The 26,491-nt window shown below is 71.6% G+C and carries 23 protein-coding genes, 1 tRNA gene and 2 pseudogenes; 10 read left to right on the top strand and 16 right to left on the bottom strand.

Translation table 11 applies throughout. The features are described from left to right. Nucleotides 1–266 precede the first annotated feature (266 nt). Entirely contained in the window at nt 267–479 is a 213-nt protein-coding gene (locus ACF059_RS20995; RefSeq protein ID WP_392059265.1) for a hypothetical protein, read from the top strand. Nucleotides 480–616: 137 nt separating this feature from the next. On the opposite strand, the gene ACF059_RS21000 is transcribed toward ACF059_RS20995, so the two are convergent. The 9 genes from ACF059_RS21000 to ACF059_RS21040 all read right to left on the bottom strand — a co-directional run bounded on the left by ACF059_RS21000 (nt 617) and on the right by ACF059_RS21040 (nt 10,449). Beyond that, entirely contained in the window at nt 617–1,429 is an 813-nt protein-coding gene (locus ACF059_RS21000) for an HAD family hydrolase (RefSeq protein ID WP_366866148.1), read from the bottom strand. Then, nucleotides 1,426–2,703 carry a serine--tRNA ligase gene (serS, locus tag ACF059_RS21005; RefSeq protein WP_392059268.1) on the bottom strand — a complete coding sequence of 426 codons (1,278 nt, stop codon included), beginning with the start codon at nt 2,701–2,703 and terminating at the stop codon, nt 1,426–1,428. Before serS ends, ACF059_RS21000 begins: the two co-directional genes overlap by 4 nt. A 525-nt stretch (nt 2,704–3,228) precedes the next feature. Further along, nucleotides 3,229–4,164 carry a prephenate dehydratase gene (pheA, locus tag ACF059_RS21010; protein WP_360900195.1) on the bottom strand — a complete coding sequence of 312 codons (936 nt, stop codon included), beginning with the start codon at nt 4,162–4,164 and terminating at the stop codon, nt 3,229–3,231. Between the two features lie 42 nt (nt 4,165–4,206). After that, nucleotides 4,207–5,484, bottom strand: a complete 1,278-nt coding sequence (efeB, locus tag ACF059_RS21015; RefSeq protein ID WP_392059272.1) for an iron uptake transporter deferrochelatase/peroxidase subunit — start codon at nt 5,482–5,484, stop codon at nt 4,207–4,209. Nucleotides 5,485–5,489: 5 nt separating this feature from the next. Then, nucleotides 5,490–7,508, bottom strand: a complete 2,019-nt coding sequence (locus ACF059_RS21020) for a copper resistance CopC/CopD family protein (protein WP_392059275.1) — start codon at nt 7,506–7,508, stop codon at nt 5,490–5,492. Between the two features lie 22 nt (nt 7,509–7,530). Beyond that, nucleotides 7,531–8,010 (bottom strand): copper chaperone PCu(A)C, encoded by a 480-nt coding sequence (locus ACF059_RS21025; protein WP_392059278.1) that lies wholly within the window; start codon nt 8,008–8,010, stop codon nt 7,531–7,533. Beyond that, nucleotides 8,007–8,660 (bottom strand): SCO family protein, encoded by a 654-nt coding sequence (locus ACF059_RS21030; RefSeq protein WP_366866153.1) that lies wholly within the window; start codon nt 8,658–8,660, stop codon nt 8,007–8,009. Before ACF059_RS21030 ends, ACF059_RS21025 begins: the two co-directional genes overlap by 4 nt. Before the next feature lie 112 nt (nt 8,661–8,772). Beyond that, a complete protein-coding gene (locus ACF059_RS21035) occupies nt 8,773–9,495 on the bottom strand; it encodes a YcnI family protein (protein ID WP_392059280.1) in 723 nt (240 codons plus the stop codon). Between the two features lie 108 nt (nt 9,496–9,603). After that, a complete protein-coding gene (locus tag ACF059_RS21040) occupies nt 9,604–10,449 on the bottom strand; it encodes a hypothetical protein (RefSeq protein WP_392059282.1) in 846 nt (281 codons plus the stop codon). Between the two features lie 215 nt (nt 10,450–10,664). On the opposite strand from ACF059_RS21040, the gene ACF059_RS21045 reads away from it, so the two are divergent. Then, complete coding sequence (locus ACF059_RS21045; protein ID WP_392059285.1) at nt 10,665–11,108, top strand: ATP-binding protein; 444 nt, start codon at nt 10,665–10,667, stop codon at nt 11,106–11,108. Between the two features lie 105 nt (nt 11,109–11,213). On the opposite strand, the gene ACF059_RS21050 is transcribed toward ACF059_RS21045, so the two are convergent. Further along, nucleotides 11,214–12,680, bottom strand: coding sequence for an aminopeptidase P family protein (locus ACF059_RS21050; protein ID WP_366866157.1), 1,467 nt, complete (start codon nt 12,678–12,680; stop codon nt 11,214–11,216). Nucleotides 12,681–12,873: 193 nt separating this feature from the next. Beyond that, nucleotides 12,874–14,427, bottom strand: a complete 1,554-nt coding sequence (locus ACF059_RS21055; protein ID WP_392059287.1) for a PP2C family protein-serine/threonine phosphatase — start codon at nt 14,425–14,427, stop codon at nt 12,874–12,876. Nucleotides 14,428–14,870: 443 nt separating this feature from the next. Between ACF059_RS21055 and ACF059_RS21060 the strand changes: the two genes are divergently transcribed. Further along, complete coding sequence (locus ACF059_RS21060; protein ID WP_392059290.1) at nt 14,871–15,704, top strand: bifunctional DNA primase/polymerase; 834 nt, start codon at nt 14,871–14,873, stop codon at nt 15,702–15,704. Between the two features lie 109 nt (nt 15,705–15,813). Further along, nucleotides 15,814–16,398 (top strand): hypothetical protein, encoded by a 585-nt coding sequence (locus ACF059_RS21065; RefSeq protein WP_392059293.1) that lies wholly within the window; start codon nt 15,814–15,816, stop codon nt 16,396–16,398. 181 nt (nt 16,399–16,579) lie between these two features. On the opposite strand, the gene ACF059_RS21070 is transcribed toward ACF059_RS21065, so the two are convergent. The 3 genes and pseudogenes from ACF059_RS21070 to ACF059_RS21080 form a co-directional block, all read right to left on the bottom strand. Then, nucleotides 16,580–17,554 carry a DUF5926 family protein gene (locus ACF059_RS21070; RefSeq protein ID WP_392059295.1) on the bottom strand — a complete coding sequence of 325 codons (975 nt, stop codon included), beginning with the start codon at nt 17,552–17,554 and terminating at the stop codon, nt 16,580–16,582. Between the two features lie 210 nt (nt 17,555–17,764). Next, a pseudogene (locus ACF059_RS21075) lies at nt 17,765–18,366 on the bottom strand (ATP-binding protein). 85 nt (nt 18,367–18,451) lie between these two features. Beyond that, nucleotides 18,452–19,240 carry a glycerophosphodiester phosphodiesterase gene (locus ACF059_RS21080; RefSeq protein WP_360900155.1) on the bottom strand — a complete coding sequence of 263 codons (789 nt, stop codon included), beginning with the start codon at nt 19,238–19,240 and terminating at the stop codon, nt 18,452–18,454. A gap of 248 nt (nt 19,241–19,488) precedes the next feature. Between ACF059_RS21080 and ACF059_RS21085 the strand changes: the two genes are divergently transcribed. From ACF059_RS21085 to ACF059_RS21110, 6 genes are all read left to right on the top strand, one after another. After that, nucleotides 19,489–21,051, top strand: coding sequence for a S1C family serine protease (locus ACF059_RS21085; RefSeq protein ID WP_392059297.1), 1,563 nt, complete (start codon nt 19,489–19,491; stop codon nt 21,049–21,051). Between the two features lie 84 nt (nt 21,052–21,135). Then, complete coding sequence (locus tag ACF059_RS21090; protein ID WP_392059299.1) at nt 21,136–22,041, top strand: LysR family transcriptional regulator; 906 nt, start codon at nt 21,136–21,138, stop codon at nt 22,039–22,041. Nucleotides 22,042–22,120: 79 nt separating this feature from the next. Further along, nucleotides 22,121–22,669, top strand: a complete 549-nt coding sequence (locus ACF059_RS21095; RefSeq protein ID WP_361939959.1) for a cysteine dioxygenase family protein — start codon at nt 22,121–22,123, stop codon at nt 22,667–22,669. After that, the gene (locus ACF059_RS21100; RefSeq protein WP_392059301.1) at nt 22,669–23,715 is read left to right on the top strand and encodes a YeiH family protein; all 1,047 of its coding nucleotides are present in this window, start codon (nt 22,669–22,671) and stop codon (nt 23,713–23,715) included. Before ACF059_RS21095 ends, ACF059_RS21100 begins: the two co-directional genes overlap by 1 nt. A 198-nt stretch (nt 23,716–23,913) precedes the next feature. Next, a complete protein-coding gene (locus ACF059_RS21105) occupies nt 23,914–24,885 on the top strand; it encodes a trypsin-like serine peptidase (RefSeq protein WP_392059304.1) in 972 nt (323 codons plus the stop codon). 188 nt (nt 24,886–25,073) lie between these two features. Further along, a tRNA-Ser gene (locus ACF059_RS21110) sits at nt 25,074–25,163 on the top strand. A 139-nt stretch (nt 25,164–25,302) separates the two neighbouring features. On the opposite strand, the gene ACF059_RS21115 is transcribed toward ACF059_RS21110, so the two are convergent. Further along, nucleotides 25,303–25,758 carry an SCO4225 family membrane protein gene (locus ACF059_RS21115; protein ID WP_392059306.1) on the bottom strand — a complete coding sequence of 152 codons (456 nt, stop codon included), beginning with the start codon at nt 25,756–25,758 and terminating at the stop codon, nt 25,303–25,305. 253 nt (nt 25,759–26,011) lie between these two features. Then, nucleotides 26,012–26,491, bottom strand: a pseudogene (locus ACF059_RS21120) (hypothetical protein); the annotation flags it as partial.

Genomic DNA, 26,491 nt, shown 5'->3' on the forward strand with positions numbered 1-26,491 from the left:
GGCGGCCCACGCTGCCGCGCTCACGGTGCTCCCGAGCTGCCTGTGGCGGCTGGTCATGGCCACGGGCGTCCCGCTCGGCTTCGGCGTGGGCAGCCCGCACCACCACTCCCAGTTCCCGGGCTGGGGATCCCTCTACCTGGTCGCCCTCTGCGTCTTCCAGGAGTTGCTGGGACTGGCGGCCCTCGGGCTGGTCCAGCGCTGGGGCGAAGAGGTCCCCCACTGGATCCCCCGGCTCGGGGGGGCGCCGGATCCACCGCCTGCTGGTCGTGATTCCCTACGCCCTCGCGGCGATCGCCGTCACCGCCATCACGTTCGCCACGGCCTGGTTCTGGAACGGCGTCAACGCGGCCGATCCGACCTGGCCGCGCGGGATCGGTTACTGGGCCATGACCCTGCCCTACGCCCCCATGCTCCTGTGGGGCCCGCTGCTCGCGGTGCTCACCGGCGCCTACTGGCGCCGTCGGCGGGTCCACGGCTGACGCTCGGAAAATCGCTGGTACGCGGCGTGGCCGAGGGGCAGAGTGAGTGCTGCGGGGAGCAACAAAAGGTCCGGGACAGCCACTTCGAGCGCGCCGTACGGCGCGGGCTGTCCCGGACCTCTCCTACGTCCTGCGTGTTACGCGGCGCCCAGCAGACGCTCCAGCACCACCGCGATGCCGTCCTCCTCGTTGGAGGTCGTCACCTCGTCGGCCACCGCCGTGAGCTCGGCGTGGGCGTTGGCCATCGCCACGCCGTGTGCGGCCCAGCCGAACATCGGGATGTCGTTGGGCATGTCGCCGAACGCGATCGTCTCCGCCGCCTTCACGCCCAGCCGGCGCGCGGCCAGCGACAGGCCGGTGGCCTTGGTCAGGCCGAGCGGCAGTATCTCGACGATGCCGGGACCCGCCATGACGATGTCGACCAGGCTGCCCACGGTCTCCCGGGCCACCTTGACGAGCGCGTCCTCGTCCAGCCCGGGGTGCTGGATGTAGAGCTTGTTCAGCGGAGCCGTCCACACCGCGGTGGTGTCCTCCAGGTGGACGGCCGGGAGGCCCTCCTGTACCTGGTAACCGGGCCCGATCAGGACCTCGCCGTCCACCCCGTCCCGGCTGGCCGCCAGGGCCAGCGGTCCGATCTCGGCCTCCAGCTTCGACAGCGCCAGACCGGCCAGCTGCCGGTCCAGCGTCACCGAGGTCAGCAGCCGGTGCGCACCCGCGTCGTAGACCTGCGCGCCCTGCCCACAGACCGCGATCCCCTGGTAGCCGAGATCGTCCAGGATGTGCCGGGTCCAGGGCACGGAGCGGCCGGTGACGACGATGTGCGCCGCGCCCGCCGCGGTGGCCGCGACGAGCGCTTCACGGGTGCGTTCCGAGACGGTGTCGTCACCACGCAGCAGCGTGCCGTCGAGATCGGTCGCGACGAGCTTGTACGGGAACGGGGCCGGGGTCACTTGGTGATCGGCTCCAGGACCTCGCGGCCGCCGAGGTACGGACGGAGCACCTGGGGCACCCGTACCGAACCGTCGGCCTGCTGGTGGTTCTCGAGGATCGCGACGATCGTGCGCGGTACGGCGCACAGCGTGCCGTTCAGCGTGGACAGCGGCTGGGTCTTCTTGCCGTCGCGGTAGCGGATCGACAGCCGGCGGGCCTGGAAGCCGTCGCAGTTCGAGGCGGAGGTCAGCTCGCGGTACTTGCCCTGGGTGGGGATCCACGCCTCGCAGTCGAACTTGCGCGAGGCGGAGGCGCCCAGGTCACCGGTGGCGACGTCGATCACCTGGAACGGCAGCTCCAGGCTCGTCAGCCACTGCTTCTCCCATTCCAGGAGCCGCTGGTGCTCGGCCTCGGCCTCCTCCGGCGCGACGTACGAGAACATCTCGACCTTGTCGAACTGGTGGACGCGGAAGATGCCGCGGGTGTCCTTGCCGTACGTGCCGGCCTCGCGGCGGAAGCACGGGGAGAAGCCGGCGTAGCGCAGCGGCAGCTTCTCGGCGTCGATGATCTCGTCCATGTGGTACGCGGCGAGCGGGACCTCGGAGGTGCCGACCAGGTAGAAGTCGTCCTTCTCCAGGTGGTAGACGTTCTCCGCGGCCTGGCCGAGGAAGCCGGTGCCCTCCATGGCGCGCGGGCGGACCAGCGCCGGAGTCAGCATCGGGATGAAGCCGGCCTCGGTGGCCTGCGCGATGGCCGCGTTGACCAGGGCCAGCTCCAGCAGGGCGCCGACACCGGTGAGGTAGTAGAAGCGCGAGCCGGAGACCTTGGCGCCGCGCTCGACGTCGATGGCGCCGAGCGACTCGCCGAGCTCCAGGTGGTCCTTGGGCTCGAAGCCCTCCGCGGCGAAGTCGCGGATGGTGCCGTGCGTCTCCAGGACGGTGAAGTCCTCCTCGCCGCCGACCGGAACGTCCTCGTGGACGATGTTGCCGAGCTGGAGGAGGAGCCGCTTGGCGGCCTCGTCGGCCTCGTTCTGCTCGGCCTCGGCGGCCTTGACGTCCTGCTTGAGCCGCTCGGCCTTCTTCAGCAGCTCGGCCCGCTCCTCTGGGGAGGCCTTGGGGATGAGCTTGCCGAGGGACCTCTGCTCATTGCGCAGTTCGTCGAAGCGCATGCCTGAGGACCTGCGGCGCTCGTCGGCGGAGAGCAGTGCGTCGACGAGTTCGACGTCCTCTCCACGAGCGCGCTGCGAGGCGCGGACACGGTCAGGGTCTTCACGGAGCAGCCGGAGGTCAATCACCCCTCCAGGCTACCGGGCTGGGGTTCCTGGGATCACACCGATATTACGCTGCGTGTCGCTATGTCCGAATTGCAACGTATGGATAAATCTTGACGCTCGGCCGGAAGTGACCCTTCTCAGGGCGCCGATAAAAGCGGCCCGATTCGCCGAAAAGGTGCAAAGGCTGGCGCGCGGGGAGGCTCTGAGCAGGAGCGGAGGCGGTTCCTTGTCCACAGGAATTCCCGGGGGCCGCATCTTATCCACAGGCTGTGCGCCGCATCTGTGGACACAGGAATAGATCATTCCTGGGCGCCACGCGGTCGAGAGGAATCAGAGCCCAAACCCCCCTCACACACTCATTCGGGTGGGAATGACTCGCCCCAAAGAGTTGATCTGCGATACAGGGGTGACGCCGTTCACCTTCCGCTCCCCAGCGCGAAACCTGGTACCCCCTACCGATATGTCGACCCGGCGACGCCGTTCTGTCGACTTGTCCCCAGGTCTGCACCGAGCCCTGTGGATAACTCTGTGGACAGTGGATCCGTCCTACGCCCGGCCGTCGAGGCAGCGTGCCAGCCAGTCGGAGGCGGCCGTGAAGTCGCCGTCGGAGGTTCCCGCCCGAGGCGCTCGGACATCACTCTGAGCGACACCCGCACGCGGGTAGGAACCGAGGAAGCGGACCTGAGGACACGTCCGCTTCAGGCCCATGAGCGCCTCGCTGACCCGCCGGTCGCTGATGTGGCCCTCGGCGTCCACGGCGAAGCAGTAGTTGCCGATGCCCTGTCCGGTCGGACGGGACTGGATGAGCATGAGGTTGACCCCGCGGACCGCGAACTCCTGGAGGAGCTCCAGCAGCGCACCGGGGCGGTCGTCGCCGAGCCACAGCACCACGGAGGTCTTGTCGGCGCCGGTCGGCGCGGCGGGCCGGGCCGGGCGCCCCACCAGGACGAACCGGGTCTCGGCGTTCTCCGCGTCGTGGATCTCCGTAACCAGGGGGACGAGCCCGTACGTCGCGGCGGCGAACTCGCCCGCGAAGGCGGCGTCGAAGCGGCCCTCCTGGACCAGCCGGGCGCCGTCGGCGTTCGAGGCGGCCGACTCCCACGCCGCGTCGGGCAGGTTCGCGCGCAGCCAGTTGCGCACCTGCGGCTGGGCGACCGGGTGCCCGGTGACCGTCTTGACGTCCGACAGGGCGGTACCGGGCCGCACGAGCAGCGCGAACGCGATGGGCAGCAGCACCTCGCGGTAGATCATCAGCGGCTCGCCCGAGGCCAGCTCGTCGAGGGTGGCGGTGACGCCGCCCTCCACCGAGTTCTCGATCGGGACGAGGGCGGCAGCCGCCTCTCCGTTGCGTACGGCGTCCAGGGCCGCGGGGACGGACACCATCGGGACGAGCTCCCGGGTGGCGGCTTCCGGGAGCGTGCGCAGGGCGGCTTCGGTGAAGGTGCCCTCGGGACCGAGATACGTGAAGCGGGTGGCCGACATGCGGTCAGCCTAATGCCGGGCCGCCCGCCCCCGGGGAGCCGTTCATCCTTCGAGCAGCCGCTGTCCCACGTACTCCCCGCCGCGGGGGCCGGGCGGTACGGCGTACAGGCCGCTGGACTCGTGCCGGATGAACTCCGACAGCGCGTCGCCGCGGTCGAGCTTGCGCTGTACGGGGACGAACCCGCGCAGCGGATCGGCCTGCCAGCAGACGAAGAGGAGTCCGGCGTCCGGAGCGCCGTCGGGGCCGATCCCGTCGTGGAAGGAGAAGGGGCGCCGCAGCATGGCGGCCCCGCCGTTCTGTTCGGGGGCGGAGATCCGGGCGTGGGCGTTGGCCGGGATGACGGGCCTGCCGTCCTCGCCGATCTTGTCGAGCGCCATCTCGGTGGTCTCCCCGCCTCCGGTCAGCGGGGCGCCGGTGGCCTTGGTCCGGCCGATGACCTGCTCCTGCTGCGCGAGGGACTGCTTGTCCCAGTCGTCGAGGAGCATGCGGATGCGGCGGACGACCGCGTACGAGCCCCCGCCCATCCAGGCGTGCTCGGCGGGCCCCGGGCCCGCGGCGGGGACGAAGATCCGCTTGTCGAAGTCGGGCTCGGAGGGCTTCGGGTTGCCGGTGCCGTCGATCTGGCCCATGAGGTTGCGGGCGGTCATCGGGGAGGCGGTGGCGCCGGGGGACCGGTTGAAGCCGTTCATCTGCCAGCGGACGCGGGCGGCGTCCCCGGCGTCCTTCTGCAGGGCGCGCAGGGCGTGGAAGGCGACGAGCCCGTCGTTCGCGCCGATCTGTATCCACAGGTCGCCGTTGCTGCGCTGGGCGTCGAGCCGGTCGGAGGAGAAGTCCGGCAGCGGGTCGAGGGCGGCGGGACGGCGGGCCGTGAGCCCCGTGCGTCCGAAGAAGGAGTGCCCGAAGCCGAATGTCACGGTCAGGGAGGACGGTCCCGCGTCGAGGGCGATCCCGCTGTCGGCGGTCGGGGCGGGCTCGCCGGCCATGAGCCGGCGGGCGGTGTCGGACCAGCGCCGCAGCAGCGCGGCGGCCTCCGTACGGCCCGCCCCGGGGGCGAGGTCGAAGGCGACGAGGTGCCCCTTGGCCTGCAGGGGTGTGGTGATGCCGGCCTGGTGGTCCCCGTCGAAGGCCACCTGGGTGGCCCCGAGGGAGGACAGGCTTCCGGCGGCGCCCGCAGCGGGGCCGTTCCCGGTGCCGGAGAATGCGGAGTGCGCCAGGGCGCCGCCTGCGCCGCCGAGCGCGAGCCCGGCGGCGCCCGCGGCGCCGACCGTGCCCAGCAGCCGTCGCCGGGAGATCTCGATGTCGGGGTGGGTCTCGGTCACGCTGTTCAGCCGATCTTCACGGTCTTCTGGACGGTGGTCTGGTCGATGTCGGAGGTGCGGACGGTCACGTCGATGCGCCACTCGCCCGCGAGGGGCAGTTGGACGCCGGACGCGGTCCAGTGCCCGGGGGCGGCCTGGTCGGGTACCACCGGCAGCGGGCCGATGTCCTTGGCCGGGAGGGTGAAGGCGACCTTGACCTCGGGGAGGTCGAAGGGCCGGCCGTCGCCGGAGTCGGCCCACAGGTGCAGTGTGTTGGCGCCGACCCGGCCCGGGTCGAGTTCGAGCCGGAGGGAGCCCTTGCCGTTCTGGCCGCCGGTGTCGAACGGCAGGGTGATCTTCACGGCGCGGTCGGGGACGGCCGTGGCGGTGGCACCGCGGGCCGCCTCGCGCTCCACCGTGCGCCCGGGCTCGGTGCTGGTGAGGATCGTGGCGACGGCGAGCAGGACCACCGCGACACCGGCCTCCGCGAGGACGGAGCGGCGCAGCCCGGTGCGGTCCGGATCGGCGTCGCGGACCTGCTTCTTGCGGGCGCTCTCGCGGGCGGCGTGCTGCCGGGCGAGCTGGGCGGCGCGCTCGGGATCGGGATCGGGTTCGGGACCGCCTCCGGCCGGCACGGAGACCGGCTCCGTTTCACGTGAAACATCCGAGCTTGTTTCACGTGAAACGTCGGGGCCTGTTTCACGTGAAACATCCTCGGACGCGTCGGTCTTCGTCAGGCCTGCCGGGGCGTCGGCGAGACGGGCGGTCCACTTCCGGGACACGTAGCCGAGGCCGATCAGGACGGCGACCAGGCCGACCTTCAGGAGCAGCAGCCGCCCGTAGTCGGTACCGGTGAGGGCGGACCAGCTGCCCACCTGGCGCCAGGACTGGTAGACGCCGGTGACGGCGAGCACGAGGACGCTGCCGAAGGCGACCCGGGAGAAGCGCCGCACGGCCTCGCGCTCGATCCCGGGCACCTTGTGGAGACAGACGAGCAGGGCGGTCAGACCGCCGAGCCAGGTGGCGACGGCCAGCAGGTGCAGGATGTCCGCGGGCATGGCCAGGCCGGGCTGGATGCCGGTGGACGCGTGCTCGGACAGGGCCCAGGTGGCGGCGATGCCCCCGGAGACCACGGCGCCGCCGATGGCCAGGCCGAAGGTCAGGTCGTTGACGTCCTTGACCTCCTCGGCGCTTCGGGGCCCCGAGGCTTCGGCTTCGTGCAGGCGGCGGGCGAACACGCCGAAGAGGACTGCCATGAAGAGGGCGGCGGCGCCCAGCAGCAGCAGGCGCGAGATCAGTGAGGCGCCGGTCTTGGTCTCCAGGACCGCCCTGAGCCCGTCGAGGTCGAACGCGTCGGTGAACTTCCCCGAGCCCGTGTACGGCGTACGGAGCACCAGCATCGCGAGCGTGGCGGCGGTGAGAGTGACCCAGGCGCGCACGACGAGCTTTTGCAGCGGCCGTTCGGCGGCGCCCCGGCGCCAGCACAGCAGGATGAAGGCGGAGCCGCCCACGAGGACGGTGAAGCCGGCGTAGGCGGCGTAGCGGGCGATCCCGTACGCGATGCCGACCGGTCCGCCGCCCACCTGTGCGGTGGGAAGGGTGACATCGGTGGCGGAGGGCTCGCCGATGGAGAAGGTGAAGGCACCGGCGATCGGATGGCTGTCGGCCGAGATCGCCTGCCAGGCGACGGTGTAGGTGCCGTTGGGCAGGCCGGCGTGCAGGGCGGTGCCGTAGCGGACGGTGTGGCCGCTGCACATGTCGCGCAGCTCGCCGGTGTCCACGCGCTTGCCGCGTGGGTCCAGGACGCGGATGGAGTCGTCGCCCAGGGCGACCTGCTCCGAGAAGGAGAGCGTGACCTGGGCGGGCGCCGTGGCGACCACCGCCCCGTCCTTGGGGTCGCTCGCGGTGAGGGCGGCGTGCGCCGTGGCCGGTGCGGCCGCGGCGAACAGGGTTGCCAGCAGGGCTGCGAGGACCAGCGCGAGCCGTGGCAGGACTGCCGTGGCACGGGCGCGGGCCGTGGAGGGAGCGGGGGCGGTGGCCGTCATGGCGTGTCAGTTCCTCGGTCCGTCAGTGGCCGTTGCCGGCCGTGGATGCCGGAGCCTGGCCGGTGTACGTCCGTTCCTTGACGTCCAGCTCGACCTTGACGGTGCCGGCCTTCTCGAAGCGGAGCTCGACGGTGACCTTGTCGCCGACCTTCGGCGTGCTCTTGAGGCCCATGAACATGATGTGGTTGCCGCCGCGCTCCAGCTTGAGTTCGCCGTTGGCGGGCACGTCCATCGACTGGACCTGCTGCATCTTCTGGTCCTTGGTCTCGTGGATCTGGAGATCGTCCGAGAGCGGGGAGGTGGCACCGGTGAGCTTGTCGGCGGCCGCCGAGTCGTTCTTGATGACCATGAAGGCGCCGGCCATCTTGTCGTTCACCGGCTGCGGCATGAAGGCGCCGCTGACGGACATCTCCGGCTTGCTGTCGCCGGAGCAGCCGGATATCGCGAGCGCTGCCGCGAGGGAGAGGGTGGCGGCGAGGGTGCGGGTGGTGCGGGTGGTCACGGGTTCTCCCCCTTGATGAGCTTCGGCAGGTCCTTGGTGTAGTCGTCGACGGTGGTGCTCTCGCCGTAAAGGACGTAGCCCTCGTCGGTCTTGGGCGAGAACGCGATGACCTGGGCGCCGTGCATGGAGACGACCTTGCCGTCGGCCCCCGTCTTGGCGGCCTCGATACCGATGCCGAGCGTGCGCGCGGCGGCCTGGATGGTGGCGAAGTCCCCGGTGAGTCCGGTGAAGGACGGGTCCTGGCCCTTGAGCCACGCGGCGAGGACCTCGGGAGTGTCCCGGTCGGGGTCGGTGGTGACGAAGACGACCCGGAGGTTGTCCTGGTCGGCCTGGGGCAGTGCCTTCTTGGCCACGGCGATGTTGCTCATCGTCAGCGGGCACACGTCGGGGCAGCTGGTGTATCCGAAGTAGATGAGCGTCGGCTTGCCCTTGGTCTGCTCCCGCAGGTTCCACGGCTTGCCGGTGGTGTCCGTCAGGACGAGCTCCGGCTTGCCGAAGGGGCGGTCCAGCACGGTCGCGGCCTTGTCGTGGTTCTGGCCGCCGGAGATCTGGGTGACCGAGCCGGTCTTGGCAGGCTCGTTACCGCAGGCGGTGAGGGTGAGGGCAGCCGCGGCGAGGAGCGCGGCGACCGTCACACGTGTGGTGCGCATGAAGAGATGTCCCTGGGATCGGGGATGTGCGGAAGGTGCTCGTACGGGACGACGCCACGCCGCCCGCAGGTGCGGGCGGCGCGTGCGGCGCGTGCGGCGCGGGCGAGCGGGGTCAGGCGGACCGACGACGCGAGGCGAAGCCGAAGGCGACCCCGCCGAGCCCGATGACGATGCCGGCGATGCCGAGGGCGCGCGCCGTGGTGTCGGTGCCGTGCTCGGAGGCGGCCTCGTCGTGACCGGACGCGGCGTCCTTGTCGGCGTTCTTGGCCTCGTCCGGCGTGGCTCCGGTGCCGTGCTGGTCAGCGCCCTTCGCGGCCGTCAGCTTCAGGACGGGCGCCGGGTTCTGCGGCTCCGCGGCGCCTTCCTTGGTCTCCTCGATCCATCGGACGACCTCGCCGTTGTCGTAGGTCTGGATCGACTTGAAGACCATCTGGTCGGCGTTCTCGGGCAGCTTGCCGACGGAGAGCGGGAACTGCTGGAACTTGCCGGGCTCGATCTTCCCGCCGGTCCACGTGACCTTGGTGACGGCCTCGTTGACCTGCTTGCCGTGCACCGTGAGCGGCTTGTCGAGCTTGCTCTTCTCGACCGTCACGGTCCAGCCGGGGACGTCCTGCGGCATGACGGACGAGAGCGGCTGGTCGATCGGGAAGTTGACCTCCAGCTGGGTGGTCGACGCGTTGTCGCGCTCGTTGGGGACCTTGAAGTTGATCGTCGTGTAGCCGCCCTTGGTGGCTTCGCCGGGCTGGACGCCGACGTGGGCGAAGGCGGTGCCGGAGAGGACGAGGACGGATCCGGCGGCGAGGGCGGCGGCGAAGGAGACGCGAGAGGACTTCATGGCAGGAACACTCCACGGAAGCAGGGATGGCGGTGGCTCCGCGCGGCGGCGCGCGGAGTTCACGGCACCGGCGCTCCCGCTGGGTGTCCGGGGGAGGAGGGTGCCGCGTCAGGCTGCGAGGGCAAGGGCCGTGGGCGGCCCGCGCCTGATCACCGTGTGCTGGAGTGTGTCCCGGCCCGTGCTGGCCGCGGGCTCGGACCCGGTCCGCAGGGCCCGCGAGGTACGGGCGGGCGCGGCGCGAAGACCGGCCCCGAGGGCGCGCACGAAGGCCAGTGCGGCGCGCAGCGGACGCATCGGGGCGGCTTCGGCGGCGGAGAGCCGGGACAGTTCGACGAGGCGGAAGAGGGCGGCGTCCCCGCGGCCCAGCAGCCAGCCGGCGGCGAGCGCGGCCAGCAGGTGACCGAGCAGCATGGCCGGGCTGAACAGGCTGGTCGCGGGCGCCGCGGCGGCGCTCTGAGCCAGGTGCGCGTGCACGCCGTGGCCCTGTACGGCGATCTGCCCGGCCTCGGCGGCCTGTCCGGCCTGCTGGGCCAGCGCGGCCGGATCCAGGCCGGCGGCCTCCAGGATCCGCCGGGAGTCGGCCGCACTGAGCGGTACGGAGTTGCCCCCGCACACCAGCTGGGCGGCGAGCGCGGCGAGCGAGCTGTCGGAGGCGCCGGCGGGGGCCTGCGCGGCCGCGGCGCCGTGCTGGCCGAGGCCGAACAGCGCGTGCAGGGCCAGCTGTCCGGTGGTGAGCCCGACGGCGATGCCCGGCAGCGTGCGCTGTCGTCCGGCCAGCGGCGCCGCGACGGCGAAGACGGCGAGGAAGCCGATGCACAGGGACCACCAGGGCACGGTGGCGCAGGACGCCAGCGCGTGCCCGGCCGCGGACAGCACGACACAGACCGCGGTGAACACCGCGGCCCGGATCAGCCGGAGGCCGGCTCCGGCGTGCGTCGCATGGGGGTCAGACATGGCCGGGCCATCATCGCACTGCGGGTGGGGCGTTCATGCGGCAGGTCCGGAACGTCCCCTGGAGTCCCCTCTGCGCCGCCGGCCCGCCCGCAGCCGGTCCCGACGCGCCGCATACACCGGCCTCCAGGAGAGCCACATCGGCTGAACGGGGGCAATCGGCTCCCGGACGGCCGCAGAGCGCTTACGGTCGGTCGCGGACGGCAATACGTAACCCTATGAGCATCTGGTGGTCTCTCCACTTGAGGCGCGACGCCGCGAGCGTGCCGCTCGCCAGGCGACTGCTGCTGGGGACGATGGAGACCGTGGGGGTGGACCCGGACATCTCTTTCGATCTCTCGGTGGCACTGAGCGAGGCGTGCGCGAACGCCGTGGAGCACGGCGGGGGCGGTGGGATCCCGGACGGGGCCGAGGAGTACCGCGTGACGGCCTATCTGGACGGGGACCGCTGCCGCATCGAGGTGACCGATTCCGGGCCGGGCTTCCCGCCCTCGACGGTGGCCCGTCGCAGACCCGCCCTGGCCGAGCACGGCCGGGGCCTGGACCTGATCGCGGAGCTCTCCGACCACGTCCGTCTGCGCAACCGGCCGGGGCGCGGTGCGGTGGTCAGCTTCGACAAGATGCTGAAGTGGCGCGACGACGCGCTCCTGAAGGTGTCCTAGCCGGGCGCGTCCGGCCGCTCGTGGAGGCGCTCCCGCACGGTGGCGACACAACGGTGGGCGGGACCCCGGAAGGGTCCCGCCCACCGCACACCACCCGCCGGGGCGTCAGCCCTTGAGGCGCGCCATCCAGGCCTCGACCTCGGTCGCGGCGCGCGGCAGCCCGGCCGACATGTTCCGGTTGCCGTCCTCCGTGACCAGGATGTCGTCCTCGATCCGGACGCCGATGCCCCGGTACTCCTCGGGCACGGTCAGGTCGTCGGCCTGGAAGTACAGACCCGGCTCGACGGTGAGGCACATGCCCGGCTCCAGCGTGCCGTCCACGTACGCCTCGGTGCGCGCGGCGGCGCAGTCGTGGACGTCCATGCCGAGCATGTGGCCGGTGCCGTGCAGGGTCCAGCGGCGCTGGAGGCCGAGCTCCAGGACGCGCTCGACGGGGCCTTCCAGCAGGCCCCACTCGACGAGCTTCTCGGCCAGCACGTGCTGCGAGGCGTCGTGGAAGTCGCGGAACTTCGCGCCCGGCTTGACGGCGGCGATGCCGGCTTCCTGGGACTCGTAGACCGCGTCGTAGATCTTGCGCTGGATGTCGCTGTACGTGCCGTTGATCGGCAGCGTGCGCGTGACGTCGGCGGTGTAGAGGCTGTGGGTCTCCACACCGGCGTCGAGCAGCAGCAGGTCGCCGGAGCGGACGTCGCCGTCGTTGCGGACCCAGTGCAGGGTGCAGGCGTGCGGGCCGGCGGCGCAGATGGAGCCGTAGCCGACGTCGTTGCCCTCGACGCGGGCGCGCAGGAAGAAGGTGCCCTCGATGTAGCGCTCGGAGGTGGCCTCGGCCTTGTCGAGGACCTTCACGACGTCCTCGAAGCCGCGGACGGTGGAGTCGACGGCCTTCTGCAGCTCGCCGATCTCGAAGGCGTCCTTCACCGCGCGGGCCTCGGAGAGATAGACGCGCAGCTCCTCGTCGCGCTCCTTGGTCACCTTGTCGGTGAGGGCGGACTCGATGACGGAGTCGTGGCCGCGGACGACGCGCACGGGGCCCTCGGCCTCGGTGAGGGCCTCGGCGAGCTCGCGCACGTCCTGGGCGGGGATGCCCAGGAGCTGCTCGGCTTCGGCGAGGGAGTGGCGGCGGCCGACCCACAGCTCGCCCTGGCCGGACAGCCAGAACTCGCCGTTCTCCCGGTTGGAGCGCGGCAGCAGGTAGACGGTGGCCTGGTGGCCGGTCGGCCCGGTGGGCTCCAGGACCAGGACGCCGTTCTCGGTCTGGTCGCCGGTGAGGTACGCGTACTCCGTGGAGGCGCGGAAGGGGTACTCGGTGTCGTTCGAGCGGGTCTTCAGACGGCCCGCGGGGACGACGAGGCGGTCGCCGGGGAAGCGCGCGGACAGCGCGGCGCGGCGGGCGGCGGTGTGCTCGGCCTGGGCGATGGGCTCCAGCCCGTGCAGCTCGGTGTCGGCCCAGCCGGTGCGCATGCTCTCGGCGAGCTCGTCGCTGACGCCCGGGTACAGACCGTTCTTGCGCTGCTTGTGCGTCTTCTTGGGCTGCTCTTCTTCCGGGGTCTCCGGGGTGAGCTCGTCAGCCACGTCTTCTCCTCAGCTACGACCGTACGGACCTGGGTGTGGACCGCATCCATCGTAGGCGTGTGCGGATGGGCGCGTTTCGTATCGTGCGATTTGTCACGACCTGCCCCTTCACGTCCCGCTTTCCCGCCCTCGCCCGCCCTCTCCCCGCCCTCGTCTCCCCGTCCTCGTTTCCCCGCCTCTCCGTGCCGCGGGCTCACTCGAACCGGGCGGCGAGGAGCACGATGTCCTCGGGGGCGTCGGTCGGCTCCCCGCCGGGCAGCACGGTCCGCAGGATGTGGTCGCACAGGGCGGCCGGGTCGTCGCGGACGCTCCGGGGCGCTCCCACGGCCGCCGCGTGCAGCCGGGCGTAGGCCCGGTCCATCGGGTCGCCGGTGTGGTGCAGCAGCCCGTCGGTGTAGAGCAGCACCGTTTCTCCAGGTGCCGGTTCGATCTCCACGCTCGGCGCCTCCCAGCAGGACAGCATGCCGAGCGGGGCGGAGAGGGAGGTCTCCAGGTACTCGGTGCCGCGCTCGCCGATGAGGAGCGGCGGGGCGTGCCCGGCACCCGCAAGGATGATCTTGGGGCCTTGGCCCCCGGTGGGAGAGCTCCCGGCCGGTTCGCAGTAGGCGAAGAGCGCGGTGGCCGAGCGCGCCGGCTCGGTCAGGCGCAGCAGCAGCTCCAGGTCGGACAGGACCGCTACGGGGTCCTCGCCCTCCATGACGGCATAGGCGCGCAGCGATGCGCGCAGCCGCCCCATCGCGGCGACGGCGCTCGGCCCCGACCCGGTGACGGACCCGACGGCCAGCCCCAGCGCGCCCTCGGGCAGCGGCAGGGCGTCGTACCAGTCGCCGCCGCCGCGCGGCCCCGTGTGGTGGCGGGCCGCGAGCTGGACTCCGGGGACCCGGGGGAGGCGGCTGGGCAGCAGTTCCTCGGCGACGGTGGCCAGGCGGGTGCGGGAGCGCTCCACCTCCAGCATCCGGGCCAGGTGCTCGGCGGCGTGCCGCACGTACAGCCCGGCCAGGTCGCGCTGGCGGTCGTTCGGCTCGGCCTGCTCGTCGTAGAGCCAGACGGCCGCGCCGAGCCGGCCGGTGGCTTCGGCGGTCAGGGGCAGCGCGTAGCTGGCGGCGTAGCCGAGGCGGGCGGCGACCTCGCGGTGGCGGGGGTCGACGGGGGCGGCGAAACCGCCGGTACCGGGGGGTGCGCCCGGTTCGGGGAGGACCTCGGAGCCGCCTTGGGCGTCGGGGAGCCCGTCGAGGATGCGTCCGTAGGAGGTGGCGCTGCGCGGCACGGTCTCGATGTGCCCGAGTTCGGCGTGGCCCAGCCCGAGGCCGATCGTGCAGCTGGGGCCGAGCCCGTCGGAGGGCTCCATGACGATCAGTCCGCGACGGGCGCCGACGAGTGCGGCTCCGGCGCGCAGGAACTCGTGGAGGGAGGCGTCGAGGTCAGGGGTGCGGGCGAGGCGCTCGGTGAGCTCGTGGAGGGTGGTGAGGTCGGAGACCATGCCCGCCAGCCGGTCCTGGATCAGGCTGGCCGGGCCGGGCGCGGGCGCCGGTGAGGGGGCAGCTCGGGCGGACGTGGGCGCCGCAGTCTGCGGCGACACGGTGACTGCTGGATCGATTCCAGCCACTTTCGGGAGATGCGAGGCGCTCATGGCGTCCGCCTTTCCACCTGGTGCGATTCGCCAAATAGCATCGCAAACCCCCAGATCGTGCTGCGCCGCCATCAAGGAATCCACATCTACACGCACACGTGGATGCATGTCCAGCATTGCCCAGGTGGGAATCCTGGTGTCCGTGGGACGGCAACTCACTGTCGAGCCAAGGCTAGAACTTGGCCGGAAAAAGCTGGAACCAGTCGGTTTTTAAGGTCGACTGGGCGGGTGCCGCAGGGGGTCGGGTACGTATCCCGTGATGCCGGGGGTCAGTTGGCGGCGCGGGGAACCGGCCCGGCGCGGGCCGTCGTCCTTAGCGCCGGCAGGGCGGTCCCGGTCGTCGGAGCGGGTCGCGCCGCGGCCCCGCCGGACGCGAGACGGACCCGTAGGGCCCGTACGACGGACCCCTAGACCGACCCGTACGACGAACCCCGCAAGAACCGCACGACCGCGTGCACCTGCTTCTGGCGGACAGTGATGCCCCACCTGTACGTGTGGTGAGACACCGGTTACATGGTGTGATGTGGCCCTCGACGTTCAACGGAAAGGAACGAGCGCTCATGCGCGAGATCCTCGGAAGGCGTCTCCAGCGGCTCCGTGATCGCTTTCGATCCCTGTGCTCCCTCCCTACCCCCCGGCGGAGCGGCGGTTCCGCCGCCCACACCCCCGCCCACCTCGAAGCGGCGCTCACCTGCGCCACCACCTGGCGGTGGCCCGTGCTGCCCGGCGTCGGCCGGTCCGCGGCGGACTCCTCGCGATGCGCCTGCCCCGACCCCGACTGCGTCGTCCCCGGCGCGCACCCCTTCGACCCGGGTCTGCTCGCCGCCACGACCGACCCCCGGATGGTGGCCTGGTGGTGGACCAACCGGCCCACCGCCCCCGTCCTGATGGCGACCGGCGGGGCCGCCCCCTGCGCGTTGAGCCTGCCGGCCACCGCGGCCGCGCGGGCCCTCGTACGACTGGAGGCACAGGGCCTGCGGCTCGGGCCCGTCGTGGCCACGCCGACCCGGTGGTCGCTGCTGGTGGCGCCGTACTCGCTGGAGCGGCTCGGCGAGCTGCTGTACGCGAAGGACCACGTGCCCTCCTCGCTGCGTTTCCACGGTGAGGGCGGGTACGTGCTGCTGCCGCCCTCCGTCGCGTCGAGCGGCGGCCAGGTGCGCTGGGAACGGGAGCCGCGGGCACGGGGGGACTCGCAGCCGCCGACGCAGTGGATGCCATCGGCCCAGCGGATGCGGCGGGGCCGGCGGACGCCGCAGCCGAGGCCGGCCTCCCCGGAGACGGGGACCCCGCAGGGCGCCGGTGCGCTCTGGCTGCCCGAGGTCGAGGCGGTCGTGGACGCGCTCGTCGAGGCGAGCAGCGGTGCGCCCGGCGGCGGCAGCCGGCTCGCGTACTGACCCGCCGCGCGTCGGCGGATCACTCGTACGGGTGCCAGCGCGACGAGTTTCCCAGGGAATTGGGCGCGGGGATCTCCGCGCCCCTTTCCCACATCGCTATCTTCGGCGAATGAATCTCCGCCTGATCGGTATCGGCGCCGGTGTGCTGATCATCTTGTCGCTCCCGCTCGCTGGAGCGATCGCCGGGCCGGATTTTGCCGGTCAGGATGACGGAAAGGGCGGCGGCCTGTTCTCGACGCTCGGGCTTTCGGACTCTTCTCGCACATCTCCCTCGCCTCGGCCGCCGGCCCCGCCCGCCGAGGCCGCGGCATCCGGACCGGAGCGGCCCGGCCAGGCCGAGCAGCCCCGTACGGATTCCCGCTGCGGCCCCGAACTGTCCTCGCCGCACGGCGTGGAGGCGCAGACCTGCGTGCTGGTCTCCGAAGGCCGGACGTGGGGCAGGAGTTACTACCGCAACACCAGTGGTCACGCGCTGGATGCGGTGCTGACGCTGATGGGGCCGGCGGGGCGCACGGTACAGATCCGGTGCGCGGTCGGGCCGGGTGACGAGCCGGGCCTGTGCGAGACGCCCAAGGACGCTTCGGCAGGGGATCCCGAGAGTTACTCCGCTGTTGCGGAATTCGCAGTTCCGGATGATGAAGGCGACTTGCTCTTGCGGTCCGGGAGCAACTCTCCGGCGCCGGGTGACGGTTGAGAACCGCCGGAAATGGAAGGGCCCGGCCGCTGGCGACGGGGGATGCACCAGCGACCGGGCTACAAGAACGGTAACAAGAGATCGCCTGTACGCAAATTCGATCTCTGATATTCAGACACCGATTTGCCGACGATTAGCGGGAGTTGTGACTCCGGTCACCGGCTCCGCGGCGGGCGCGCGGTCAGCTGAGGGTCACCTGACGGTTGGTGAGTCCGCCGCGTGCCCGGCGCTCCTCCGTGGTGAGCGGGGCGTCCGAGGCCAGGGCGCCGGCGAGGCGCTCCGCGAACTCCGCCGCGGGCTTCTCCACGTCGTCGGCCGTGACCCCGGTGGGCAGGTCCCAGACCGGGACCATCAGGCCGTGCGCACGGAAGGAGCCGACGAGCTTCGTGCCCTCGCCGAGCGAGGACGTGCCGGCCGCGTGCAGCCGGGCGAGGGCGTCGAGCAGCTTCTCCTCGGGGTGCGGCATCACCCAGCGCAGGTGGTTCTTCTCCGGGGTCTCGCACCAGTACGCGGCGTCCACGCCGGTCAGCTTGACGGTGGGAATGGCGGCCTCGTTGGCGCGTTCCAGCGAGGCGGCGATCTCCGGGGAGGCGTTCTGCGCGCCGTCGGATTCCGGAATCCAGAATTCGAACCCGCTGTGGACAACCGGCTCGAAACCGCCGTCGGCGTCCAGGAGATCCTGAAGTCGCGGACCCTCGGCCGGAACCCGGCGGGCGGCGACGGGCGTACCCGGTTCGGCCGCGAGCGCACGCTCCAGGGTGTCGGCCATGTCGCGGCTCAGGTCCCCGGTGGAGGAGTCGTTCTGCAGGCCGAGCAGGACGGACCCGTCCTCGCGGCGCAGCGCCGGCCAGGCCATCGGAAGGACGGTCACCAGCGTGACGGAGGGGACGCCCTCGGGCAGGCCGCCCTTGAGGGAGAGCGGGACGGTGGCCGCGGGGACGAGCTCGCGCAGCGCGACCCAGTCGCACTCGCCCGGCAGGCCCTCGAAGGGGCGCTGGACGTGCTCGGTGACGGCGTGCGCGGCGGCTGCGCCGTGGCAGGCCTTGTAGCGGCGCCCGGATCCGCAGGGGCAGGGCTCACGGGCACCCACGACGGGGATCTCACCGTTGTTGAGCTGCGGCTTTGCGGTCTTGGCTGCGGGGCGCTTCTTGGCCATCGTGGGTGTCTCCCGGTTGCGGCGGTACGGCGTCGTGTCTGGGCGCGAGCCTAGCCGTTCGTACCGCCGGAACCGGTGGGGTGCGGCCGGGAGCACGGTCGGCGTGCGCTCCCGGACGGCCGCTCGTACGGATGACCGGTACTGCTGTGCGGTGCTGTTCTGTTGTGCGGTGGGGGCTGTTTCGTTGTCCTTGCAGGGATCGGGATCTCCTCAGAGGTCCAGATCGTCGAACGCCGTGCTGAAGTCGATCGCCGGGGGCGCAACGCGCGTAGCGAAATCCTCGTGCCGGGGCCCACAGGCGACGATCACCCACACGGTGACCTCACCCGCCGCTCCGTCCCGGACACCCCAGTCCTGGGCCAGGGTGCTGATGATGTTCAGCCCCCGGCCGCCGTGCGCGGTGACCGAGGGCTTGGCCGGGACCGGGCGGGTGGGACCGCCTCCGTCCGTGACCTCGACCGTCAGCCGCCCCGCTCCGTCGATGCGCCAAGCGGCGCGTACCTCCCCGTCCCCGGCCTCCCGCGTGCTCAGGGGCCTGCCATGTCGGCAGGCATTGCTGAGCAGTTCGGAAAGGATCAGTACGGCATCGTCCACGACCGATTCGGACACTCCGCTGATGCGCAGCTGATCGCGCATCCGGTGTCGTGCCTCGCCCACGCCCGCAGGACCATGGCGTACGTCCATGCACGACGACGTGGGCACTTCTTGTGCCACCACCAACGCCACCCCCGGAACCTCCTTAGCCCCACGCATGGTCTGGATGCCCCAATGGCCTGGACCGGAAACCGCCGTGGCGGGCCCCCGTGACGCATTCACGCCGAACGAATGCGAAGCGGATGCGCCGGTGCACACCCTGTTACGGCTGGGTGGGAAGTGACGGGTGCGCAAAAGGGGACGTCAGCGCCCCAGTTGGGACAGAACTTGACGTGGTCTGTTCGTGATGATCGCTTCTACGCCCAGATCAGCGCAGAGCTGAACGTCCCGGGGATCGTCCACTGTCCACACGTGTACGGAGTGCCCCGCGTCCTGGAGCTTGCGGATGAAGCCGGGGTGGCTGCGCACGATCCGCATGCCCGGGCCGGCGATCGTCACGCCGGCCGGCAGCCGCCCGTCCCGCATCCGGGGCGAGATGAACTGCATCAGGTACACGGTGGGGATCGTCGGGGCCGCCGCCCGCACCCGGTGCAGGGAACGCGCCGAGAAGCTCATGACCCGCACCGGGTGCGGACCCTCGGCGGGCGGGGCGTCCAGGCCGAAGCGCTTGAGGAGGAAGAGGAGGCGCTCCTCCACCTGTCCGGCCCAGCGGGTCGGATGCTTCGTCTCGATCGCGAGCTGTACCGGACGGCCGGCGTCGGAGATCAGCTCCAGCAGCCGCTCCAGGGTGAGGACGGAGGTGCGCTCGGGGTCCGCGACCCAGTCGGGGGACTCCTCGCGGTCCTTCCAGGAGCCGAAGTCGAGGGCGGCGAGGTCGGCCAGCTCCAGGGCGGAGACGGCGCCGCGGCCGTTGGACGTGCGGTTCACCCGGCGGTCGTGGACGAGGACCAGGTGGCCGTCGGCGGTGAGCCGCACATCGCATTCGAGGGCGTCGGCGCCGTCCGCGATGGCCTTGCGGTAGGCGGCCAGGGTGTGCTCGGGAGCGTCCTGTGAAGCGCCGCGGTGGGCGACGACCTGGATGGTGCGAGGCATTGCGTGAGTCACCCGGTCATGGTGCCACCGACGGGCCGCCGGGCGTCGAGGCCGAGTACTGCGGGTGCGTCCTAAATGCCGGATATAAAGAATGGCAGGAGATGCACAGGTCCGGCTTACAGTGCTCTGACGGGTCATGGGAAAGGCTTTGCCCAGGAACTTGTGCGGCACGTCGAACGTTCACTCGGACCGATTGCCAGCGATGTGACAGAGATTTCTGAAGCCGTGTGTGACGAGGAGAGAGCGCTGTGAGCACCGAGAACGAGGGCACCGCGGCCCCGACACCCCCCGCGGCCCCGTCCGTACCCCCTGCTCCGGCCCCCGCGACGAAGGCGGACGCGCCGCAGGACGCGCCCCAGCAGGCACCGGCCGCGTCGGCGGCGCCGCCGGCCGCGGTGACGCCGGCCGCGGGGCCCGCCGCCGCCGAACCGGTGACCCAGGAGCTCCCGCCGTCGCCCGCGCCCGGTGGCGAGCCGACGCAGCAGATCCCGCCCACCCCTTCCACGCCGGCGCCCCCGGCCTCCGCCCCGGCCTACGGTCACGCCCCGGCCCCGGCTGCCGCCCCGGCCGGGTACGGAGCCGAGGGCTGGCCGCCCCCGCCGCCCGCCGTGCCGGCGTACGGCGCGGGCGGTGGCCAGGCCGGCGGCGGATGGGGCGTGCCCCTGACCGCCGACGGCTCCCCGGCGCCCAAGGCGAAGGGCAGGGGCGGCCTGATCGCGGCGGTGCTGGTGGCGGCCCTCCTCGCGGGCGGCATCGGCGGCGGCGTGGGGTACTGGGCGGCCGAGCGCGGCGACAACGGCACCGGCTCGACCACGATCAGCGCAGGGAACACCCCCAAGGACCTCAAGCGCGAGGCCGGCTCCATCGCCGGCCTGGCGGCGGGCGCCCTGCCCAGCGTCGTCACCATCGAGGCCTCGGCCGGTGACGGCGAGGGCGGCACGGGCACCGGCTTCGTCTACGACCAGCAGGGCCACATCCTCACGAACAACCACGTGGTGGCCTCCGCCGCGAACGGCGGAAAGCTCTTCGCGACCTTCTCCGACGGCAAGAAGTACGACGCTGAGGTAGTGGGCCGCGCCCAGGGCTACGACGTCGCCGTCCTCAAGCTGAAGAACCCGCCGGCCGGCCTGCGGCCGCTGGCGCTGGGCGACTCCGATAAGGTCGCGGTCGGCGACCCGACCATCGCGATCGGCGCCCCCTTCGGCCTGTCCAACACGGTCACGACCGGCATCGTCAGCGCCAAGAACCGCCCGGTCGCCTCCGGCGACGGCTCGGGCAGCAAGAACTCGTACATGAGCGCCCTCCAGACGGACGCCTCGATCAACCCGGGCAACTCCGGCGGTCCGCTGCTCGACGGACGCGGCGCGGTCATCGGCATCAACTCCGCGATCCAGTCCGCCGGCAACGGCGGCTTCGGCGGCGGCCAGGCCGGTTCCATCGGCCTGGGCTTCGCCATCCCGATCAACCAGGCCAAGAACGTCGCCGAGTCGCTGATCAAGACCGGCAAGCCCGTCTACCCGGTGATCTCGGTCTCCGTGGACCTCCAGGCCAAGACCGAGGGCGCCAAGATCTCCGAGCAGGGCGCGGCCGCCAACGAGCTGGTCGACCCCAACGGTCCGGCCGGCAAGGCGGGCCTCAAGCCCGGCGACGTCATCACGGAGTTCGGCGGCAAGCCGGTCGACAGCGGCCCGACCCTGATCAGCCTGATCTGGACGCACAAGCCCGGTGACACCGTGAAGCTGACCTACCTGCGGGACGGCAAGCCGACCACCGTCGACATCACGCTCGGCTCGCGGGTCGGCGACAAGTAGGGCCGGCACAGGTGGCCTGATGGACAGGGGCCGTAGGCGGGATTCCGCCTACGGCCCCTCCCAATGTCCGCTTATGCTTCATTGGTGTTCGACTCCCGGCACATACGGACATTCCACGAGGTGGTCGCCTCCGGGTCGTACTCGGCTGCCGCCCGCATGCTGGGGTACACCCAGCCCGCGATCACCCAGCAGATGAAAGCGCTCGAACGCGCCGTCGGGACCCCGCTGTTCACCCGCGTGGGCCGCAAGGTGCAGCTCACCGAGGCCGGGGAGTCCCTCTCCCGGCACGCCGAGACCATCCTCGGCAGCCTCTGCGCCGCCGAGGCCCAGCTCAAGGCGTACGCGCGCCTGCGCACCGGCCGGGTCCGGCTGTGCGGCTTCCCCAGTGCCAACGCCAGCCTCGTGCCGGAGGCCCTGAGCAGCCTGGCCAAGGAACACCCGGGCGTACAGGTCGAGCTGCTGGAGGGGGAACCCCCCGACTCGCTGCGCCGGCTGGAGCGGGGGGAGTGCGACATCACCCTGGCCTTCACCTATCCCGGGCTGCACGAGGAGATCCCGGAGGAGGTGGCCGAGGTCAGGCTGCTGGAGGACCAGCTCACGGTGCTGCTGCCCACCGGGCATCCGCTGGCCCGGCGCCGCGCCGTGCACCTGGCCGACCTCGCCGAGGAGCAGTGGATCGCGGGCTGCCCGCGCTGCCGGGCGAACCTCCTGCACGAGTGCGCGGAGCTGGGCTTCGTCCCCGACATCCGCTTCGCCACCGACGACAACCTGGTGGTGCAGAGCCTGGTCGCGCAGGGGCTGGGCGTGGCCATGATGCCCGCCCTGGTACTGCCCTCCCTCTCGCTCAACAAGGTCTGCGGCCGGGCGCTTCAGCCCGCCGCCCGCCGGCACATCGCCGCCTACGTCTACCGGGACCATCTGCGGGTCCCGGCGACGGGCGTGGTGCTCAACGCCCTGAAGCAGGCGGCGGCGAACCGGGTCGGCTGCTGACTCATCCATAAGCCCTGCTTGGGAATTCAGGTCATAACTGTCGTTGGACGTGATCGAACGTCCGCAGCACGCTGCGCATATGACCACCACCATTCCGGCCCGCCTCACCACGAGGATGGCCTCCCTCGTCAGTGAGATCCGTACGGTCGTGGAGCGGGGACTGGCTCCCGACCTCACCGCGTACCTGGTGGGCGAACGGCTCGCCCCGCATCTGGGGGCGCCCGACCTCCTGACGCCCGCGCAGCGGGAGGGTGATCCGGAGCGCTACCGCCAGCACGTCCTGCACGCCGAGTCCGACGGCAGCTTCTCCGTGGTGGCGCTGGTGTGGCTGCCCGGACAGGAGACCTGCATCCACGACCACGTGTCGTGGTGTGTGGCCGGGGTGCACGAGGGCGAGGAGAGCGAACGCCGCTTCCGGCTCGCCCCCGGTGCGGGCCCCGCCCGGCTGGTGGCCACCGAGGACGTGGTCAACGCGCAGGGCGAGGTCTGCGGGTTCGCCCCGCCCGGTGACATTCACAAGGTCCGCAACTCCTGTGGCACCACGGCGATATCCGTGCACGTGTACGGCGCCGACGTGTCCCGGCTGGGCACCAGCATCCGCCGCGTCTACACGCTCCCCGTCGACTGATGGCCCTCCTCCACCGTCCGCAAGCGGCGGCGGTCCGCCATGTTTCACGTGAAACATCCACCCCCTGGCCCGGCTTGGCGATGGCCGCCGGTGGAGCGCTGGCGGCCTGGTCCCTCCACCGCCTGGTGCCCGCCGTGCCGATGCTGACCGCGTCGGTGGTCTTGGGCATCGCGGTGGCGCATCTCCCGGGCGTACGGACCTTCGTCCGCGCCACCGCCCGCCCGGGCCTGTCCCTGGCAGGCCGCCGCCTGATGCGGATCGGCATCGTGCTGCTGGGTCTGGGGCTCGGCCTGGACCAGGTGCTCCGGCTGGGCTGGGCCACGGTGGCCATGGTGGCCGGGGTGGTGGCGGCCACCTTCTTCGGCACGATCTGGCTGGGCCGCCGCCTCGGACTCCCCGGGGACCAGCCGCTGTTGATCGCCACGGGGTATTCGATCTGCGGGGCCTCGGCGATCGGTGCGGTGAGCGAGGTGTCGGGCAGCGACGAGGAGGACGTGGCCGCCTCGGTCGCCCTGGTCACCCTCTGCGGCACCCTCGCCATCGCGGTGCTCCCCCTCCTCCAGGGGCCGCTGGGCCTCTCCGACCCGGCCTTCGGGCGGTGGGTCGGTGCGAGCGTCCACGATGTCGGCCAGGTGGTGGCGACCGCGCAGACCGCGGGCCCGGGCGCCCTGGGCGAGGCGGTGCTGGTCAAGCTGATGCGCGTGGCGCTGCTCGCCCCGCTGGTGGCTGCCGTGGCCTTCTCCGTCCGGGCCCGGCGGCGCGGGGTGCGCACGGCCTCGGGGCGCCGGCCGGCTCCGGTGCCGCTGTTCGTCGCCGGGTTCCTGGCCGCGGCCGCACTGCGTGCCACCGGCGCGCTGCCCGACGTAGCGCTGGAGTGGGCGCACACCGCGCAGGAGGCGCTGCTGGCCGCGGCCCTGTTCGGCCTGGGGAGCGCGGTGCACCTGCCGACGCTGGCCCGGACCGGCGGGCGGGCGGCGGTGCTGGGTCTGGGGGCGTGGGTCGTGGTGGCGGGGGCCTCGTACGCGGGCGTGGTGCTGACCGTATGACGGTGCAACGGCCAGGAGTTGGCCATTTCATGGCCGGAACCGACCGAACGTTCTGACTGCCCGCTGACATTGACGCACAGCCGTGCCACTCTGCCCCGGCAAGCAACGCACAGCCGATCCGCACCGACCGTTCTTCACCCCCACCCTGCCCTGGTCCGACCCACAGGACCGGACCGGGCACGGCAGAAGGAGTCCTGCGTGAATCGTCATCGCACGGCCTTGTCCGTCCTCCTGTCGGCGGGAGCCCTGGTCGCGGGAGCCCTGACGGCGGCCACCCCCTCGACCGCCGCGCCGGCCCCCGCGTCGTTCAGCCAGCAGCACACCCAGGGCTTCTGGACCGCGGAGCGGATGCGGGGAGCCACCCCGCTCGACGTGACGGCGCTCCCGGGCACGGCCCGCACCCCGGTCACCACGTCGGCGGCCCCCACGAGCATCGCCCCGACCGCGGCCGCGTCCCCCCTGGCGTCCTCCGCGGCATCCCCCACCGCGTTCCCGCAGGCGGGCGGTGCCTGGACGGGAGGCGGCGCGGTCGTGAGGACCTCGGGCCGGGTCTTCTTCACCATGGGCGACCGGACGGCCTCCTGCTCCGGCGACTCGGTCACCAGCGCCAACGGCAGCACGGTCATCACGGCCGGCCACTGCGTGAAGTACCAGGGCGCCTGGCACACCAACTGGGTGTTCGTGCCCGCCTACAACAACGGGTCGGCCCCCTACGGCCAGTGGCCGGCCACCAAGACCTTCGCCACCGACCAGTGGGCCGCGAGCGAGGACATGAACATGGACGTCGGCCTCGCCGTCGTCGCCCCGCTGAACGGGCAGACCCTCAGCCAGGCCGTCGGCGCCCAGGGCATCCTCTTCAACGGCGGCTACAACAAGAAGATGTACTCCTTCGGCTTCCCGGCGGCCTCCCCGTACGACGGCACGAAGCTGGTCTACTGCAGCGGCAACAGCGGCAAGGACTTCCTGCTGACCAAGGACCACAGCCTGGCCTGCAACATGACCGGCGGCTCCAGCGGCGGCCCCTGGTTCCAGGACTTCAACGAGGCCACGGGCCTGGGCACCCAGGTCTCGGTGAACAGCTTCGGCTACACCTTCCTGCCGAACCGGATGTACGGCCCCTACTTCGGCAACGAAGCGAAGGCGGCCTACGACAAGGCCCAGGCGTCCTGACCCGACGGGGAGCCCAACGAGCCCCCCCTCGCGCTCACCCCCGGGCGAGCAGGGCTCCCCGTACCCCGGAGGCACCCCGCAGGCGCCCCCGTTTCCACCCGAAACGACAACAGTGGATCAACAGAGCCCAGAGCAGCGGCGCCACCCGGTACTCTGGACCCGCTCCGCCGCTGGCCGGCAGGGGTACAGGTGGGTTGCCCGAGCGGCCTAAGGGAACGGTCTTGAAAACCGTCGTGGCAGCGATGTCACCGTGGGTTCAAATCCCACACCCACCGCCAGGTGAAAGAATCAGCAGGTCAGAGGGCGGGTACCCGAACCGGGTGCCCGCCCTCTCTGCGCATCCTGTCTCACCTTGATGCACCCGTGTCCCGCTGTTGACCCGCGCGTATGGGCCATCTGTGGGCCAGGACCATCGCGCTAGACCTGCGCGCTCCTGGCGTCGCGCCGCCGAGCCACGTAGCGGAACAGGGCCCAGATCACCGCGGCGTTGACCAGGGCGCCGACCAGGACCGAGGCGTAGAAGCCGAAGCCGTCCAACATGTCGAGCTTGGGGTCCACGGACGTGTCCGGGACCCAGTCCGCGGGGAGCGGGCCCGACTCCGGGGGATAGTCCGTGGGCAGCTTCGTGGGCGGCTCGGAGCCGTACTGGGGATGGGGAGCCATGGGCGGGGCCGAGTCCAGGGCGTCCGCCGCGGGTCCGAAGAACGTCAGCAGCAGGAGGCTGACCGGTGCGGTGGCCAGGATCGGCCAGACCCCGAAGATCCCGATGTCACCGGTCCGGCTGACGACCGCGACGTAGACCAGCATCGCGACCACCAGGGCGAGGTATCCACCGGGCACCCACATCTCAGGCTTCGACCAGCGCCGCACCATGTCGTTCCCCGTTCCGTTCCGCTTCGTTCGACCTGCGCCCAGTCTCGAAGCTGCCGAGGACCGCCACCTGAGTACGCCTACTCAACCCGCTCGGCCCTGCGTACCTGGTCAGGGCCGTGCACGGCCAGCACGCCGGGGACACCGCGCAACGTATCCGCCCACATCCCACACCCACCGCCAGTCGCAGAAGCAGCACGTGAAAGGGCGGGCACCCCCCTGTGGGGTGCCCGCCCTTCGTGCTCACCAGCTCGCGTTACGTCGTCGTGTAGTAGCCGGCGATGTCTGCGATGAGGTCGACTGTTCCGGCGTTGTTGTAGAAGCTGACTTTTCCGTTGATGACGGGGACGACGACGAGGTTGGGGATCGTTTGTCCTGCGGTGAAGTTGAGGTTTGAGGCGCTGGTGCGGGTGGTGCCGTTGGGGTAGACGGAGACGTAGCTGCCGGCGGTGGGGTCGGTGGCTGTGACGTTGAGGACGACGGCGGTGACGCCGGTGGTGGGGATGCCGGCGGTGCCGGTGACTTGGAGGGTTGCGGTGCCGCCTCCGCCGATTTTGGCTTTGGGGACGCCGAGTCCTTCGCGGGTGTCCATCAGGCGGGTGGGTGTGATCGGCTTGTAGGTGGAGCCTGTGCCGTCGGTCGTGTAGTAGCCGGCGATGTCTGCGATGAGGTCGACTGTTCCGGCGTTGTTGTAGAAGCTGACTTTTCCGTTGATGACGGGGACGACGACGAGGGT

It is taken from the genome of Streptomyces sp. NPDC016562 (assembly GCF_043076955.1).
Classification (GTDB): domain Bacteria; phylum Actinomycetota; class Actinomycetes; order Streptomycetales; family Streptomycetaceae; genus Streptomyces.

Excerpts from the sequence above, each read along its gene's own strand:
- pheA (WP_360900195.1), bottom strand. The coding sequence starts at position 4,164 with ATGTCGGCCACCCGCTTCACGTATCTCGGTCCCGAGGGCACCTTCACC.
- ACF059_RS21020 (WP_392059275.1), bottom strand. The coding sequence starts at position 7,508 with ATGACGGCCACCGCCCCCGCTCCCTCCACGGCCCGCGCCCGTGCCACG.
- ACF059_RS21030 (WP_366866153.1), bottom strand. The coding sequence starts at position 8,660 with ATGCGCACCACACGTGTGACGGTCGCCGCGCTCCTCGCCGCGGCTGCC.
- ACF059_RS21035 (WP_392059280.1), bottom strand. The coding sequence starts at position 9,495 with ATGAAGTCCTCTCGCGTCTCCTTCGCCGCCGCCCTCGCCGCCGGATCC.
- ACF059_RS21040 (WP_392059282.1), bottom strand. The coding sequence starts at position 10,449 with ATGTCTGACCCCCATGCGACGCACGCCGGAGCCGGCCTCCGGCTGATC.
- ACF059_RS21045 (WP_392059285.1), top strand. The coding sequence starts at position 10,665 with ATGAGCATCTGGTGGTCTCTCCACTTGAGGCGCGACGCCGCGAGCGTG.
- ACF059_RS21055 (WP_392059287.1), bottom strand. The coding sequence starts at position 14,427 with ATGCTGGACATGCATCCACGTGTGCGTGTAGATGTGGATTCCTTGATG.
- ACF059_RS21060 (WP_392059290.1), top strand. The coding sequence starts at position 14,871 with ATGCGCGAGATCCTCGGAAGGCGTCTCCAGCGGCTCCGTGATCGCTTT.
- ACF059_RS21065 (WP_392059293.1), top strand. The coding sequence starts at position 15,814 with ATGAATCTCCGCCTGATCGGTATCGGCGCCGGTGTGCTGATCATCTTG.
- ACF059_RS21070 (WP_392059295.1), bottom strand. The coding sequence starts at position 17,554 with ATGGCCAAGAAGCGCCCCGCAGCCAAGACCGCAAAGCCGCAGCTCAAC.
- ACF059_RS21080 (WP_360900155.1), bottom strand. The coding sequence starts at position 19,240 with ATGCCTCGCACCATCCAGGTCGTCGCCCACCGCGGCGCTTCACAGGAC.
- ACF059_RS21095 (WP_361939959.1), top strand. The coding sequence starts at position 22,121 with ATGACCACCACCATTCCGGCCCGCCTCACCACGAGGATGGCCTCCCTC.
- ACF059_RS21100 (WP_392059301.1), top strand. The coding sequence starts at position 22,669 with ATGGCCCTCCTCCACCGTCCGCAAGCGGCGGCGGTCCGCCATGTTTCA.
- ACF059_RS21115 (WP_392059306.1), bottom strand. The coding sequence starts at position 25,758 with ATGGTGCGGCGCTGGTCGAAGCCTGAGATGTGGGTGCCCGGTGGATAC.